Annotated in this window: 12 protein-coding genes; 9 read left to right on the top strand and 3 right to left on the bottom strand. The window is 51.4% G+C overall.

What is annotated here, in order from left to right:
- The first annotated feature begins 178 nt into the window (after window positions 1–178).
- Window positions 179–2,569 carry a DNA topoisomerase (ATP-hydrolyzing) subunit B gene (gene gyrB, locus ACTHUM_RS06210; protein WP_049336914.1) on the top strand — a complete coding sequence of 797 codons (2,391 nt, stop codon included), beginning with the start codon at window positions 179–181 and terminating at the stop codon, window positions 2,567–2,569.
- 205 nt (window positions 2,570–2,774) lie between these two features.
- On the opposite strand, the gene queA is transcribed toward gyrB, so the two are convergent.
- On the bottom strand, window positions 2,775–3,803 hold the full coding sequence (queA, locus tag ACTHUM_RS06205; RefSeq protein WP_004520993.1) for a tRNA preQ1(34) S-adenosylmethionine ribosyltransferase-isomerase QueA: 1,029 nt from the start codon (window positions 3,801–3,803) through the stop codon (window positions 2,775–2,777).
- A 357-nt stretch (window positions 3,804–4,160) separates the two neighbouring features.
- Between queA and accB the strand changes: the two genes are divergently transcribed.
- The 3 genes from accB to accC all read left to right on the top strand — a co-directional run bounded on the left by accB (window position 4,161) and on the right by accC (window position 6,274).
- Complete coding sequence (gene accB / locus ACTHUM_RS06200) at window positions 4,161–4,619, top strand: acetyl-CoA carboxylase biotin carboxyl carrier protein (RefSeq protein WP_070504010.1); 459 nt, start codon at window positions 4,161–4,163, stop codon at window positions 4,617–4,619.
- Window positions 4,620–4,689: 70 nt separating this feature from the next.
- Window positions 4,690–4,884 (top strand): YqaE/Pmp3 family membrane protein, encoded by a 195-nt coding sequence (locus ACTHUM_RS06195; RefSeq protein WP_039862547.1) that lies wholly within the window; start codon window positions 4,690–4,692, stop codon window positions 4,882–4,884.
- A gap of 28 nt (window positions 4,885–4,912) precedes the next feature.
- A complete protein-coding gene (gene accC / locus ACTHUM_RS06190) occupies window positions 4,913–6,274 on the top strand; it encodes an acetyl-CoA carboxylase biotin carboxylase subunit (RefSeq protein WP_070625230.1) in 1,362 nt (453 codons plus the stop codon).
- A gap of 234 nt (window positions 6,275–6,508) precedes the next feature.
- Here accC and groL read toward each other — a convergent pair whose 3' ends face one another.
- The gene (groL, locus tag ACTHUM_RS06185; RefSeq protein ID WP_049322649.1) at window positions 6,509–8,143 is read right to left on the bottom strand and encodes a chaperonin GroEL; all 1,635 of its coding nucleotides are present in this window, start codon (window positions 8,141–8,143) and stop codon (window positions 6,509–6,511) included.
- A 98-nt stretch (window positions 8,144–8,241) separates the two neighbouring features.
- Complete coding sequence (gene groES, locus ACTHUM_RS06180) at window positions 8,242–8,529, bottom strand: co-chaperone GroES (RefSeq protein WP_004520984.1); 288 nt, start codon at window positions 8,527–8,529, stop codon at window positions 8,242–8,244.
- Window positions 8,530–8,947: 418 nt separating this feature from the next.
- Between groES and ACTHUM_RS06175 the strand changes: the two genes are divergently transcribed.
- From ACTHUM_RS06175 to ACTHUM_RS06155, 5 genes are all read left to right on the top strand, one after another.
- The gene (locus ACTHUM_RS06175) at window positions 8,948–10,963 is read left to right on the top strand and encodes a TonB-dependent receptor domain-containing protein (RefSeq protein WP_440361212.1); all 2,016 of its coding nucleotides are present in this window, start codon (window positions 8,948–8,950) and stop codon (window positions 10,961–10,963) included.
- A gap of 115 nt (window positions 10,964–11,078) precedes the next feature.
- On the top strand, window positions 11,079–12,041 hold the full coding sequence (locus tag ACTHUM_RS06170; protein ID WP_440361213.1) for a siderophore ABC transporter substrate-binding protein: 963 nt from the start codon (window positions 11,079–11,081) through the stop codon (window positions 12,039–12,041).
- A gap of 231 nt (window positions 12,042–12,272) precedes the next feature.
- Window positions 12,273–13,241 (top strand): ABC transporter permease, encoded by a 969-nt coding sequence (locus ACTHUM_RS06165; RefSeq protein ID WP_070584836.1) that lies wholly within the window; start codon window positions 12,273–12,275, stop codon window positions 13,239–13,241.
- Window positions 13,231–14,202 carry an iron chelate uptake ABC transporter family permease subunit gene (locus ACTHUM_RS06160; RefSeq protein WP_070695157.1) on the top strand — a complete coding sequence of 324 codons (972 nt, stop codon included), beginning with the start codon at window positions 13,231–13,233 and terminating at the stop codon, window positions 14,200–14,202. The genes ACTHUM_RS06165 and ACTHUM_RS06160 overlap by 11 nt, the downstream gene beginning before the upstream one ends.
- A gap of 142 nt (window positions 14,203–14,344) precedes the next feature.
- On the top strand, window positions 14,345–16,210 hold the full coding sequence (locus ACTHUM_RS06155; RefSeq protein WP_070695156.1) for an acyltransferase family protein: 1,866 nt from the start codon (window positions 14,345–14,347) through the stop codon (window positions 16,208–16,210).
- Window positions 16,211–16,422 lie beyond the last annotated feature (212 nt).

Genomic DNA, 16,422 nt, shown 5'->3' with positions numbered 1-16,422 from the left:
AAAGGCCGTCTGAAATTTAATCTTTCAGACGGCCTTTTTGTACTTAAAACGCTGAATATTCCAGCAAAATCAGGTATAATTGCCTATTATTTTGACCTTTCGGAACACATCCGCCGCGCCCGTTTGACATTTCATCGCGCGCACGGAAAAATTCCTTGAAATTCAGCAAGAAAAGACCATGACTGACCAAAAACACGAAGAATACGGCGCCGACAGCATACAAGTGCTGGAAGGCTTGGAAGCGGTACGCAAACGCCCCGGTATGTATATCGGCGACACGCAGGACGGCAGCGGCCTGCACCACATGGTGTTCGAGGTGCTCGACAACGCTATTGATGAAGCGCTCGCCGGACATTGCGACAAAATCACCGTAACCATCCATGCCGACAATTCCGTCAGCGTGGCCGACAACGGCCGCGGCATGCCGACCGGCATCCACCCGAAAGAAGGCCGCTCCGCCGCCGAAGTCATCATGACCGTCTTGCACGCAGGCGGCAAATTCGACAACAACAGCTACAAAATCTCCGGCGGTCTGCACGGCGTGGGCGTATCCGTCGTCAACGCGCTGTCCGACTGGGTAACGCTGACCATCTACCGTGACGGCAAAGAACACTTCGTCCGCTTCGTACGCGGCGAAACCGAAGAGCCGTTGAAGGTCGTCGGCGATTCCGACAAAAAAGGTACAACCGTACGCTTCCTCGCCAGCAGCGAAACCTTCGGCAATGTCGAATACAGCTTCGACACCCTTGCCAAACGTATCCGCGAACTTTCCTTCCTCAATAACGGCGTAGATATCGAGCTGATCGACGAACGCGACGGCAAACACGAAAGCTTCGCCCTCTCCGGCGGCGTGGCCGGCTTCGTACAATACATGAACCGCAAAAAAACACCGTTGCACGAAAAAATCTTCTACGCGTTCGGCGAAAAAGACGGCATGAGCGTCGAATGCGCGATGCAATGGAACGACAGCTACCAAGAAAGCGTGCAATGTTTTACCAACAACATTCCGCAACGCGACGGCGGCACCCACTTGACCGCATTGCGCCAAGTGATGACCCGCACCATCAACAACTATATCGAAGCCAACGAAGTCGCCAAAAAAGCCAAAGTGGAAACCGCCGGCGACGATATGCGCGAAGGCCTGACCTGCGTTTTGTCCGTCAAACTGCCCGACCCGAAATTCTCATCGCAAACCAAAGACAAACTGGTTTCCAGCGAAATCGGCCCCGTCGTTAACGAAGTCATCAACCAAGCCTTGACCGACTTCCTTGAAGAAAACCCGACCGAAGCCAAAATTATCACCAGCAAAATCGTCGATGCCGCGCGCGCGCGCGAAGCCGCCCGCAAAGCCCGCGAAATTACCCGCCGCAAAGGCGTGATGGACGGCTTGGGTCTGCCGGGCAAACTGGCCGACTGCCAAGAAAAAGACCCTGCCCTGTCCGAACTCTACCTCGTCGAGGGCGACTCCGCAGGCGGTTCCGCCATGCAGGGCCGCGACCGCAAATTCCAAGCAATTTTGCCGCTCAAAGGTAAGATTTTGAACGTCGAAAAAGCACGTTTTGAAAAAATGCTGGCCAGCCAAGAAGTCGCCACGCTGATTACCGCTTTGGGCGCAGGCATCGGCAAAGAAGAATTCAATGCCGAAAAACTGCGCTACCACCGCATCATCATCATGACCGATGCCGACGTGGACGGCGCGCACATCCGCACCCTGCTCCTGACCTTCTTCTACCGCCAAATGCCCGAGCTGGTCGAACGCGGCTACATCTACATTGCCCAGCCGCCTTTGTACAAAGCCAAATACGGCAAACAAGAGCGCTATCTCAAAGACGAATTGGAAAAAGACCAATGGCTGCTCGGCTTGGCCTTGGAAAAAGCCAAAATCGTTTCAGACGGCCGCACCATCGAAGGCGAAGAGCTTGCCAATACCGCCAAACAATTCCTGTTGGCAAAAACCGTCATCGAGCAAGAAAGCCGCATCATTGACGAACTCGTCCTGCATGCCATGCTGCACGCTTCGCCAGTCGATCTCAGCACCGCAGAAAGCGCAGACCGGGCCGTTGCCGAATTGAGCGGCCTCTTGGACGAAAAAGAAGTCGCGCTCGAACGTATCGAAGGCCACGAAGGACACCAGTTCATCAAAATCACACGCAAGTTGCACGGCAATGTGATGGTGAGCTACCTTGAGCCTAAGTTCCTCAACAGCAAAGCCTACCAAACCCTTACCCAAACCGCCGCCGCACTCAAAGGCATAGTCGGAAAAGAGGCGAAGCTCTACAAAGGCGACAACGAATACGATATCGACAGCTTTGAAGGCGCTTTGGACATCTTGATGAGCGTTGCTCAAAAAGGCATGTCCATCCAACGATACAAAGGCTTGGGCGAGATGAACCCGGAACAACTTTGGGAAACCACGATGGATCCTACCGTCCGCCGCCTCCTGAAAGTCCGCATCGAAGACGCCATCGCCGCCGACGAAGTGTTCGTTACCCTGATGGGCGACGAAGTTGAACCGCGCCGCGCCTTCATCGAAAACAACGCCCTGCTGGCGCAAAACATCGACGCCTAAGCATGGAAAGATAAAAGGCCGTCTGAAAAACGATTTTCAGACGGCCTTTTTGTTTTGTGCTTTATTTCTTACAACTCAAATTCCAATAACTTCGCGTGTTTACTTCAATAATTTATTTTAATTCGCGTATTTTAGAGCGTTCCAACTGATTCGGATTCGGGACAACCCAAATAACCAGTTTGAAATGCTCCAATCCGCTTCAAATTTATTCCGCTTTCCCCAAAATCATCGCATCGCCATAGCTGAAAAAGCGGTATTCCTGTTCCACCGCATGACGGTAAACGCTGCGGATATGCTCCATGCCCGAAAACGCGCTGACGAGCATCAGCAAGGTTGATTTGGGCAGGTGGAAGTTGGTAATCAATCGATCGGCAACATTGAAGCGGTAGCCCGGCGTAATGAAAATATCGGTATCGCCGCGACCGGCTTTCAGACGGCCTGTCTCGCGTGCGGCAGATTCCAAGGCGCGCATGGAGGTTGTGCCCACCGCCCACACTTTATTGCCGCGCGCTTTGGCGGCTTCAATGGCGGCAACAGTCTCGGCCGGTACGTCAAACCACTCGCTGTGCATTTTGTGTTCCTCAATTTTATCGACGCGCACGGGTTGGAATGTGCCGGCACCGACGTGCAGGGTTACTTCCGCGGTTTCTACACCTTTGGCTTTCAGACGGCCCAATAATTCATCGGTAAAGTGCAAGCCTGCCGTCGGTGCGGCCACTGCGCCTTGGTACTTGGCGTACACGGTCTGATAGCGGCTGTCGTCTTCATCATCGGCCACGCGTTCGATATAAGGTGGCAAGGGCAGATGGCCGTTTTGCTCTAAAAGTTCGTAAACGGTTTGCTCGCCTTCAAATTTCAGGCAAAACAATTCTTCCGCACGCTCCATCATGACGGCACGGATATCGCCTTCAAAAATCAATTCTGTACCCGGTTTCGGCGATTTGGACGAGCGGATATGCGCCAATGCGGTATGCGCGTCCAATACCCGTTCAATTAGGGCTTCGATTTTGCCGCCGCTGGCTTTTTGGCCGAACAGGCGTGCCTTCATCACTTTGGTATTGTTAAACACCAGCACATCGCCCGGTGCGACATAATCGGGTAAATCGCCGAAATGTTTGTCTTCAATCGGCAATGTAGGCAAGGCAACCAGAAGCCTGCTGCTGCCGCGTACTTCCGGCGGATGCTGGGCAATCAGTTTTTCGGGCAATTCAAAATCAAAATCGGAAATATCCATTGTCGTGCATAATTTAAAAAAACAGGCGCCATTATACGCGCAAAGTGGGTTTTCAGACGGCATGTTTTGTCGAAAAACCAATAAATTAGAATAAACGCTCTTGGGGAAATCACTTTTTAACGAAAATCAGCGTTCCTTTCTTTTTTCGCCGAAAAACGCCTTTTTTCTATCTTTTACTGGACATTTACCGACAAGTTCGGGAAAATAGCCGGATTCATTTTTCAGGCTCCGCCCTGTTCCGACATTATTTAAACGCCGGATGGCAAACCAGCCTTCCGACGTATCAGGAAATCATCTAAAACCACTGCGGCGCATACCTAATATGCACTTTATATGCCGCGCAAAAAAGGAAAAGCAATGGATTTGCGTAAATTAAAAAAACTGATTGATTTGGTCGAAGAATCAGGCATTGCAGAAATTGAAGTTACCGAAGGCGAAGAAAAAGTCCGCATTACGCGTACCACTGCCGCCGCAGCTCCTATTTATGCTGCTCCGGCACCTGCCGCAGCCGCTCCGGTTGCCGCCCCTGCAGCTGCTCCGGCTGCAGCCGCTCCGGCCGCCGCCCCTGCCGCTCGCGATTTGTCCAACGCGCAAAAATCGCCTATGGTCGGTACGTTCTACCGCGCCCCCGGCCCGAACGCCGCCGCTTTCGTCGAAGTCGGCCAACAAGTCAAAGCCGGCGATACTTTGTGCATCATCGAAGCCATGAAGCTGATGAACGAAATCGAAGCCGAGAAATCCGGTGTCGTTAAAGAAATTCTGGTTGAAAACGGTACTCCGGTCGAATACGGCGAGCCGCTCTTCATCATTGAATAATCCGCTTTTTCAGACGGCCTTTAGCTTTAAGGCCGTCTGAAATTCCTTTTCTGTTCATTAAGGACAAACCATGCGTCTGATTTTGGCTATTTTCTTGCCATGGCTTCAGTTTTTCACCATCGGCCGTCCGTTTGCAGGCATTATCTGTCTGATTCTGCAATGTACGCTGGTTGGCTGGATACCGGCAGCCATGTGGTCGGTTTATGCCTTGAGCCAATACAAAACCGACCAAAAAATCCGCAACGCATTAGGCGGCCGACAATAGGCCGTCTGAACCATCCGGAAAGATTATCATGCTGAAAAAAGTATTGATCGCCAACCGGGGCGAAATCGCCCTGCGCGTCCTGCGTGCCTGCCGTGAAATGGGCATCGCCACCGTCGCCGTCCATTCCGAAGCCGACAAAGACAGCCTGCACGTCAAACTTGCCGACGAATCCGTGTGCATCGGCCCTGCCGCATCCGCACAAAGCTACCTCAACATCCCGGCCATCATTGCTGCCGCCGAAGTAACCGAAGCCGACGGCATCCACCCCGGCTACGGCTTTCTCGCCGAAAACGCCAATTTTGCCGAACAAGTCGAACAATCTGGCTTTGTCTTCATCGGCCCTAAAGCCGACACCATCCGTCTGATGGGCGACAAAGTATCTGCCAAACACGCCATGATCGAAGCCGGCGTACCTTGCGTTCCCGGTTCTGATGGCGCATTGCCAGACGACGGCGAAGAAATCCTCAAAATCGCCGATAAAGTCGGTTATCCCGTCATTATTAAAGCCTCCGGCGGCGGCGGCGGCCGCGGTATGCGCGTCGTCGAGAAAAAAGAAGACCTCCTCCAGTCTGTCGAAATGACCAAAGCCGAAGCAGGCGCGGCATTCGGCAACCCGATGGTTTACATGGAACGCTATCTGCAACGTCCGCGCCACGTCGAAATCCAAGTGATTGCCGACGAACACGGCAACGCCATCTACCTCGCCGAGCGCGACTGCTCCATGCAGCGCCGCCACCAAAAAGTCATTGAGGAAGCACCGGCCCCGTTCATCACTGAAGAAGAACGCGCCAAAATCGGCAAAGCCTGTGCCGACGCTTGCAAACGCATCGGCTATCGCGGCGCAGGTACGTTTGAATTCCTGTACGAAGACGGCGAATTCTTCTTTATCGAGATGAACACACGCGTTCAGGTTGAGCATCCGGTTACCGAGCTCATCACCGGCGTAGACATCGTTCAAGAGCAATTACGCATCGCATCCGGCCTGCCTTTGCAATACAAACAGGAAGACATTCAAGTCGAAGGCCACGCGTTTGAGTGCCGTATCAACGCTGAAGACCCGTACAACTTCATTCCAAGCCCGGGCCTGATTGAAAGCTGCCACTTGCCCGGTGGCTTCGGCGTCCGCGTCGACAGCCATATTTACCAAGGCTACCGCATCCCTCCTTACTACGACAGCCTGATCGGCAAAGTCTGTGTCGTCGGTAAAGACCGCGACCAAGCCATGGCCAAAATGCGTGTTGCCCTCGATGAGCTGGCGATTACCGGCATCAAAACCAATACGCCGCTGCACCGCGACTTGTTCAGCGATCCGGGTTTCCAAAAAGGTGGTGTCAGCATCCACTACTTGGAACATTGGTTGGAAGAACGCAAAGCCAAACTGGATAAATAATCCCTTGTTTTGACTAAAAATCAGGCCGTCTGAAACGTAAAATAAAGTTTTAGACGGCTTTTTTTTGATGATGAAGTTTATTTGATTGCTTCAGATTCAATGGAACTGGCTGCCCTTATTTCTCCGTAAATCATGACATACCCCTCACCATCTTACGCTTCTTTCTGGCAAATAAAAAACCGCACGGCTGCTTGCCGTGCGGTTTTGCTTTTTGTCTGAAGGTTTCAGACGGCCTTACATCATGCCGCCCATACCACCCATGCCGCCCATATCAGGCATAGCAGGTTTTTCTTCAGGGATTTCAGCGATCATGCAGTCTGTGGTCAGCATCAGGCCGGCGATAGATGCGGCGTGTTGCAGTGCAGAACGGGTTACTTTGGCAGGGTCGAGTACGCCCATTTCGATCATGTCGCCGTATTCGCCGGAGCCTGCGTTGTAGCCGTAGTTACCTTTGCCTTCCAATACTTTGTTCACAACCACGCTAGGTTCGCCGCCTGCGTTGGCAACGATTTGGCGCAGTGGAGACTCAACGGCGCGCAATACGATTTGTACGCCTGCGTCTTGGTCGGCATTGCCGGTGTGCAGGTTTTCCAAAGCAGCACGGGCACGCAACAGGGCTACGCCGCCACCTGCAACCACGCCTTCTTCAACGGCTGCGCGGGTAGCGTGCAACGCGTCTTCCACGCGGTCTTTTTTCTCTTTCATTTCGACTTCGGTAGCGGCACCGACTTTGATTACTGCCACGCCGCCTGCCAATTTAGCCACGCGCTCTTGCAGTTTTTCTTTGTCGTATTCGCTGGTTGCGGTTTCGATTTGTTGGCGGATTTCGGCAACACGCGCTTCGATTTGGGCTGCGTCGCCGAAGCCGTCGATGATGGTGGTGTTTTCTTTACCGATTTCGATGCGTTTGGCTTGACCCAAGTCGTCCAAAGTCGCTTTTTCCAGAGACAGGCCGACTTCTTCGGAAATCACCACGCCGCCGGTCAGGATGGCGATGTCTTGCAACATAGCTTTGCGGCGGTCGCCGAAGCCAGGGGCTTTAACGGCAACGGTTTTCAGAATGCCGCGGATGTTGTTCACCACCAAAGTCGCCAAGGCTTCGCCTTCTACGTCTTCAGCGATAATCAACAACGGACGGCTGGCTTTGGCTACTTGTTCCAAAACAGGCAACAAGTCGCGGATGTTGCTGATTTTTTTGTCGAACAACAATACAAAAGGATTGTCCAAAGCTGCGATTTGTTTTTCCGCGTCGTTGATGAAGTAAGGAGACAGGTAGCCGCGGTCGAACTGCATACCTTCAACCACGTCCAGCTCGTTTTCCAAAGATTTGCCGTCTTCAACGGTAATCACGCCTTCTTTGCCGACTTTTTCCATCGCTTCGGCGATAATCGCGCCGACTTGTTCGTCAGAGTTGGCGGAAATAGAGCCGACTTGGGCGATTTCTTTAGAAGTATCGCAAGGCTTGGCGATGTTTTTCAGCTCGTCAACCAAAGCGGCAACGGCTTTATCGATACCGCGTTTCAGGTCGGTCGGGTTCATGCCGGCGGTAACGTATTTCATGCCTTCGGCAACGATGGATTGCGCCAATACGGTTGCAGTAGTGGTACCGTCGCCGGCTACGTCGTTGGTTTTAGAAGCAACTTCTTTCACCATTTGCGCGCCCATGTTTTCGAATTTGTCTTTCAATTCGATTTCTTTTGCAACAGACACACCGTCTTTAGTGATGTGCGGGCCGCCGAAAGCGCGGTCAAGTACCACGTTGCGGCCTTTAGGGCCCAAAGTTACGCGTACGGCGTTTGCCAATACATTGACGCCGTTTACCATTTTTTGGCGAACTTCATTGCCGAATTGTACGTCTTTTGCTGCCATTTAAATTCTCCAAATCAATATTAAAAATCTGTTCGAGGCCGTCTGAAAACTTCATGTTTGATTCAGACGGCCTTTGGTTCTGAAACTTAATTCAACAATTATTCAACGATACCGAAGATGTCTTCTTCACGCATTACCAACAGCTCTTCGCCGTCGGCTTTTACAGTTTGGCCGCTGTATTTGCCGAAGATCACTTTGTCGCCGACTTTGACATCCAGCGGACGGCGCGCGCCGTCTTTACCGATTTTGCCCGCACCCACGGCGACTACTTCGCCCATGTCGGGTTTTTCAGCAGCCGCACCCGGCAAAACGATGCCGGAGGCGGTTTTTTCTTCAGCTTCTAAGCGTTTGACGACTACGCGGTCGTGTAAAGGGCGGATGGTCATGTCTTAATGCTCCGATAAATAAATAGATTGAAAACAATTGTCTGTCGGACATGACAGACACGGTTTGCTTGAAAATAGCGGCACACTTAGTAGAAAGCCTGCCGTAATGGCGGGTAGATTTGGGTTGTTTGCGACAAATTCAAGGGAAAAAGTAAAAATTTCTATGCAGTCTTTCCAAATATTTTCATACGCAAAAATGCCCGATCACATATTTTTCAGACGGCCTGATATACCAACTGCAAAGTTCGTTTAAAAACAACCCACTTCCTTAACAAATTCAATACAACTCTTTACAACTGTTTCTTTCATATGCATTATTATAAATGATGATTATTCTTAATTGCATATTTTTAAAGATAATTTCTCTTTATTTGCTTTTATTTTTTTATTACTGTCATTTTATTAAGGACATTTCTCAATGAATACGCCCCTGTTCCGACTGAGCCTGCTGTCACTGACACTGGCAGCCGGTTTTGCCCATGCAGAAAATGAAGCCAAAGACAATGTTGTGCTTGATACCGTTACCGTCAAAGGTCAGGCCACAAGCGCCACACATCGCGTAACGACAAAACGTATGGAAGAAACGACTTCCACTGATTTAAAAGACGTATTGTTCAACGAACCCTCTATCAGTTTCGGCGGCGGCAACGGTCAGTCGCAGTGGGTAACCATCCGCGGTATGGGACAAGACCAAATAGACTATAAAGTTGACGATACTTACACCGACAGCCAGATTTTCCACCACAACGGCCGCTTTATGCTTGACCCCGCATTGGTAAAAGTCGTTGCCGTGCAAAAAGGTACGGGTTCGGCCTCCGCAGGTATCGGTGCAACCAGCGGCGCGATTGTTGCCGAAACGGTTGAAGCCAAAGATTTGCTGAGAGAGGGTCAAAACGTCGGTTTCAAAGTCAATGCCGGCATCAGCAGCAATAAAGGCTATTCACGCGGCGCAAGCTTTTATGGTCAGGCAGGCAGTTTTGACGCTTTGGTTTCAGGCAATTTCGTACGCGACAAAGAATACACGGCAGGCAAAGGCTACCGTAATCTGCTCGGAAGCGATAAGGTTTTAAACAGTGGATTGGGTTCACGCGGTTTGCTGGGCAAAATCGGCTATCGTTTCAACGAGGACAACCGTATTGAATTAAGCCACCGCCAAGAGAAGCAATATGGGGAACGCGCCCTGCGCGAAGAGTTCGATTTCTCGCAAGTATTCCAAACCGACCGCCGTACGGGTCAATACGTTTTGGATGCCAACGGCAACCGTATTCCGAATGTCGCCACCAACTCGCCGCGTTACCGCACACTGACCCAAGACACCACCAACTTGGAATTCAAAGGCGGAAACTTGGGCTTTATTGACAAAATCAAAGCCAATGTTTACCGTTTGAATACCAAACGTGATGAAGCCCCCAGTCCAGATTATGAATTGGACGGCGAAGTACGGACATACGGAGCCAACCTCAATCTCGACAGCCGTCTATTTGACCGCCATACCTTGAAATACGGAGTAAACTGGCGCACTCAAAAAAGCAGCTCAAAAGGAGAAAACAGCGAGAAGAAAAGCGATGCCGGCGTATATGTAGAAGGCATTTGGGATTTCTCACCGGTTACGCTGACCACAGGTTTGCGCTATGACCGCTGGAAAATGAAAACCAGCAGTAATACAGAAAATTCAGACGGCAACCTCAATCCAAGCATCGGGTTGGTTTATGACATTACCCCTGATTTTTCCATCAACACCAGCCTGAACTATGCAACCCGCAGCCCCCGCCTGTACGAAGCAGCTTTAGCAAACAACAGGCCGATTATTTCATCACCTGACTTGAAAGCAGAACGCTCGCGAAATGCAGAAATCGGCTTTAACTACCACTGGAATTCTGCCCTGACGCTCTCCGGCAGCTATTTCCATCAGCAAATCAAAGATGTACAGGCCATCCGTCAAGAAGGACGAAACAACGTCTGGTATAACGGCGGCAAGCTGAAAAACACAGGTTACGAACTGAATGCAGCCTACCGCTGGAAAGGTCTGACCGCACGTGCAGGCGTAGCCTACAGCAAACCGAAGCTGAATGGCGATACCGCTGACAAAGTAACGACCGCCATCCCGATGGGACGCACATGGACAACCGGTCTCTCTTACCAATTCGACAATCCGAATCTGGAAATCGGCTGGCGCGGACGTTATGTCCAAAATGCAGGCTATGCCCCGACCTCGCGCGGCTCTGATGTGGCTCTGAATGTCGTCCGTGCAGGCTACGGCGTCAACGATATCTTCGCCAACTGGAAACCGACAGGCAAAGACGACTTGAACGTCAACTTCTCCGTCAACAATGTCTTTGATAAAAACTACAAGCCGCACAGCCAACGCGCAGGTGCCAATTCCCTGCCTGAACCAGGCCGCGATGTCCGCCTAAGCGTGAACTACCGCTTCTAAGCAATCAGCTTGAAAAAGCCGTCTGAAAACAAAAGTTTTCAGACGGCATCTAGCTTTATAATCCGATACAAGTTATCATTTCTATTTACTTTATTTCCGACCACGGAGAAACCCTATGTTACGTTTGACCGCTTTAGCCGTATGCTGCACCCTCGCTTTGGGTGCGTGTTCACCGAAAGATTCTGCGTCCAACCAAGCCCAAACTGCTTCCGCTTCTGCCGCCCAAACCGAAGGTGCAAGCCTGACCGTTAAAACGGCGCGCGGTGAAGCAAAAGTGCCGCAAAATCCGGAGCGTATCGCCGTTTACGATTTGGGCATGCTCGACACTTTAAACAAACTGGGCGTGAAAACCGGTTTGTCCGTCGACAAAAACCGCCTGCCCTACTTGGACGAATATTTCAAAACCACGAAACCTGCCGGCACGCTGTTTGAGCCTGACTACGAAGCCTTAAACGCTTACAAACCGCAGCTCATCATTATTGGCAGCCGTGCAGCTAAAGCATTTGACAAGTTGAACGAGATTGCGCCGACCATCGAGATGACCGCCGAAACCGCCAATCTGAAAGAAAGCTCAAAAGAGCGCATCGACGCACTGGGTCAAATCTTCGGCAAACAGGCCGAAGCGGACAAGCTGAAAGCGGAAATCGATGCTTCGTTTGAAGCAGCGAAAACTGCTGCGCAAGGCAAAGGCAAGGGTTTGGTGGTATTGGTCAACGGCGGTAAGATGTCGGCTTTCGGCCCTTCCTCACGTTTGGGCGGTTGGTTGCATAAAGATATTGGCGTTCCCGCTGTTGATGAATCGATTAAGGAAGGCAGCCACGGCCAGCCTATCAGCTTTGAATACCTGAAAGAGAAAAACCCTGATTGGCTGTTTGTTTTGGACCGCGGCGCGGCCATCGGTGAAGAAGGTCAGGCTGCGAAAGATGTGTTGAACAATCCACTGGTTGCCGAAACGACCGCCTGGAAAAAAGGCCAAGTCGTGTACCTCGTGCCGGAAACCTATCTGGCGGCCGGCGGCGCGCAAGAATTGCTGAATGCTTCCAAACAGGTAAGCGATGCGTTTAATGCCGCCAAGTAATTCGGCGCGGGCATAGCCGCCCGTTTCTTTCAGACGGCCTGAAGGATTTGATGACTCACATGGTCAAGTTGCTTGATCTGAAGTCATTGGATTTAGGCCGTCTGAAAATACATGGTGCAAATGGACAAGTTTTGCCTGTTTGCATCTGTTTTTATGATGGGCAAACCTGCCTTTTTTGCCAAACACCTTAACCCCTCTTTCAGACGGCCTTATTTTTTTCCGAACCATTTTATGTTTCACAAACCTTCATTTTTAAATGCGATCAACGGTGTGGCGCTGCTGATATTGTTTGTCGTCAGCCTGTCGGTCGGCGTGGCCGAATTCAAATGGTCCGCCCTGTTTTCGCTATCCGACAGCCAGCAAGTCATGTTCATCAGCCGCCTGCCGCGCACGTTTGCGATTGTGCTGACAGGTGCGTCGATGGCGGTAGCCGGCATGATTATGCAGATTTTGATGCGCAATCGTTTTGTCGAACCGTCGATGGTGGGCGCAAGCCAAAGCGCGGCTTTGGGTTTGCTGTTGATGACCCTGCTGCTACCGGCCGCGCCGCTGCTGGCAAAAATGTCGGTTGCCGCCGTTTCCGCACTGATCGGGATGTTGGTCTTTATGCTGCTGATCCGCCGCCTGCCACCGACCGCGCAACTGATGGTGCCTTTGGTCGGGATTATTTTCGGCGGGGTGATTGAGGCGGTGGCCACCTTTATCGCGTATGAAAACGAAATGCTGCAAATGCTCGGCGTGTGGCAACAGGGCGATTTTTCCGGCGTGTTGCTCGGGCGGTATGAGCTGTTGTGGGCAACGGGGATTTTGGCTTTGTTTGCCTATTTGATTGCCGACCAGCTGACAATTTTGGGTTTGGGCGAAACGGTAAGCGTGAACTTGGGGCTGAACCGGACGGCGATTCTGTGGTCGGGGCTGATTATTGTGGCGCTGATTACGTCTTTGGTGGTCGTGACGGTCGGCAATATTCCGTTTATCGGCCTAGTCGTGCCGAACATCATCAGCCGCCTGATGGGCGACAAGCTGCGTCAAAGCCTGCCGGCGGTGGCCTTGCTGGGCGCATCTTTGGTGTTGCTGTGCGATATTGTCGGACGCGTGATTGTGTTTCCGTTTGAAATTCCGGTCTCTACGGTTTTTGGCGTAATGGGGACGGCTTTGTTTTTGTGGCTTTTATTAAGGAAACCTGCTCATGCCGTCTGAAAAAAATATCGGTTTTATGGCAGGAAGCAGCCGTCCGTTGTGGGTCGCCTTTGCACTGTTGCTGGTTTCCTGCGTTCTGTTTATGACGCTCAACGTCAAAGGCGATTGGGACTTTGTCTTGCACCTGCGTCTGACCAAACTTGCCGCGCTGCTGATGGTCGCCTATGCGGTCGGCGTGTCCACGCAACTCTTCCAAACGCTGACCAATAATCCGATTCTGACCCCTTCGATTTTGGGTTTCGATTCGCTGTATGTGTTTTTACAGACCTTGCTGGTGTTTACGCTCGGTGGCGTGGGCTATGCTTCCCTGCCGTTGACGGGTAAATTCGGCTTTGAACTGGTCATCATGATGGGCGGCTCGCTGCTGCTGTTCTACACGCTCATCAAACAGGGCGGACGCGATTTGTCGCGTATGATTTTAATCGGCGTGATTTTCGGGATTTTGTTCCGCAGCCTGTCATCGTTGCTTTCGCGCATGATCGATCCCGAAGAATTTACCGCGGCGCAGGCGAATATGTTTGCCACCTTCAATACCGTCCACTCGGAATTGTTGGGCATCGGCGCAGTCGTGTTGCTCATCAGCGCCGCCGTGATCTGGCGCGAACGCCACCGCCTCGATGTTTACCTGCTCGGCCGCAATCAAGCCATCAATTTGGGCATCAACTACACGCGCAATACCTTATGGCTGCTGTTGTGGATCGCCGCGCTGGTTGCAACTGCGACCGCCGTTGTCGGCCCGGTAAGCTTTTTCGGCCTGCTGGTTGCCGCGCTGGCCAACCATTTTTCCCCGTCGGTCAAACATTCCGTCCGCCTGCCCATGACTTTTTGTGTCGGCGGCATCCTATTGGTCGGTGGGCAAACCATCTTCGAACACTTCCTCGGTATGCAGGCAGTATTGAGCGTGGTCGTCGAATTTGCAGGCGGATTGGTATTTTTATATTTGGTGTTGAAAAAGAAATAAATTAAACGTGCCCAAACGTTCGCAAAAATAAATTCAGGCCGTCTGAAATCCATGTTTAAAAAATATTTAATCCTTGAAATGAAACTAAATTTCTGACATGTACTCATAGTAAACATTACTGGATTTACTAGAATTACAAAAAATGAGCACGACATTAAAATACCGTCCCGACTTGGACGGCATACGGGCTTTGGCAGTCTTGGCTGTCATTATTTTCCACATTGACGCCGCTTGGCTGCCCGGCGGCTTTCTCGGCGTGGATATGTTTTTCGTCCTGTCCGGCTACCTGATCACCACCATCATCAGCCGCGAAATGCAAAACGGCAGTTTTTCGTTTTTAGAGTTTTACAAACGCCGCGCGAAGCGCATTTTGCCTGTTTTTTCCTGCGTATTGCTGTGTACGAGCTTGGCCGCCGCAATCTTTTTCTTGTCGTTTGACCTGCGCCAATACGTCAAATCCGCAGTGTTTGCGTTGCTGTTTTCGGCCAACCTGTTTTTTGCACGGCGCGGCGGCTATTTCGATGCCGACGCGGCGGAAAAACCTTTGCAACACATTTGGTCTTTATCTCTAGAAGAGCAGTTTTACTTTGTTTTTCCAGTTTTGCTGATTGCCTTTTTCCGATTCGGCAAAGGGCGAAACATCCGCCAATTCATTCTTTTGCTGATTGTATTGAGCCTGTTGTCCGTCTTTTTGCCCACCTTCGGCATGGATCCTTATTTCCTGCCTTATGTGCGCGCATATGAGCTGCTGATCGGCGCACTTTTTGCCTTTATTCCGCCCTCCCAAACCAACGACCGTTTCAGCACGCCTCTGGTCGGCTGGGCGATGATGGCGGTGATTGCCGCCATGCTGCTGCTTCCTTACGGCGTGTTGCCCGGCGAAGGCAATATCGAACGGCTGCTGTGCTGTACGGCGGTTGGCAGCTTGATTTACTCGGGCAAAACCCTGCAAACGCAAAACGGCTTCAATACCGCCAAACTGTTGAGCCTCAAGCCCGTTGTGTTTATCGGTTTGATTTCCTATTCGCTGTATCTCTGGCATTGGGTGGTCTTGGCCGTCATGCGCTATGTTTACATGGACAACGCTTTGCCGATGTCCGCGATTGTATTGGCAGTGGTGCTGATGTCCGGCTTGTCTGTTTTGTCCTATTACTTCGTCGAAACACCGGCGCGACGGATAAAGAATTTCACCACCAAGAAATTCATTGGAGTAATCGCCGCTTATTTCGCCCTGCTGATTCCTGCCGCCGGCTACCTGCTGACTGCCAAACCGGCCGCATACGAGGCAAACCTATATACGGTTGACGAAAGTAAAATCTGCGCAGATACCTTAACCAAAACCGACTGCGCTGTCGGTGCGGAAAACCAAAGCAGCAAAGTCCTGCTGATGGGCGACTCACACGCCGCCCACCTGACGCCATTTATCGATATAGTGGGCAAACAGGAAGGCTTTGCCGCCGACATTATCTCGTCCAACAGTTGCGGCGTTGCCTTCGGCTTCCTCCTGCCTCAAAGCGACCGCCGTGCCAACCGTTGCAACCCTTACAACCGCTTTATCGCACAAAAGGTCGAAAACTATCCGGTGGTCTTTATCTCGCAACGTTGGTTCCTGCATACCGACAAGCCCGGTTTTACGGAGCATTTCGGCAAAATGCTCGATACCCTGATCCAACAGGGCAAGCAGGTTTACGTCTTTGCCGACACGCCGATGAACGCGCAACTGCCCCTGCGCCATTACTACCTGAAACAGCGTCTCGGCATCGATATGCAATACGTTTCCGAACATAAAAAAGCGGAAATTGCCCGCTCCGCAGAAGCGGACAAAACCATAGAAAACATCGTCAAACAGCGGCCTGCCGTGCATTGGGTCAACATCATGGGGCCGATTCCGGCAGATAAAACCATAGACGGCCTGCCGATATATTTTGACACCAACCACCTCAATACCCACGGTGTGACAAAACTGGCGGAAAAATTTATACAGGACAAAAAAATACTCCTAAAATAACACCGCAGTTTCAGTCCGAAACCTTTGCCGCAATACTGAATGCAAATGCCGCTCAAAGCACAACAAACAGTATGCCGCAAAGGTTTCAGGCCGTCTGAAACCTTCAGACGGCCTAAGCAAACCCATAAAGGACAACCCTCATGACACAAGAACGCCTCCCTTCATTCTTCGATGACGCCCCGACCATTACCGTCCAAGACGCATTGGCCGAC

The sequence above is a fragment of the Neisseria sp. P0021.S006 genome (assembly GCF_051956895.1).
The sequence above is the reverse complement of the archived record's forward strand: the minus strand, read 5'-3'. Positions and strand labels throughout refer to the sequence as shown.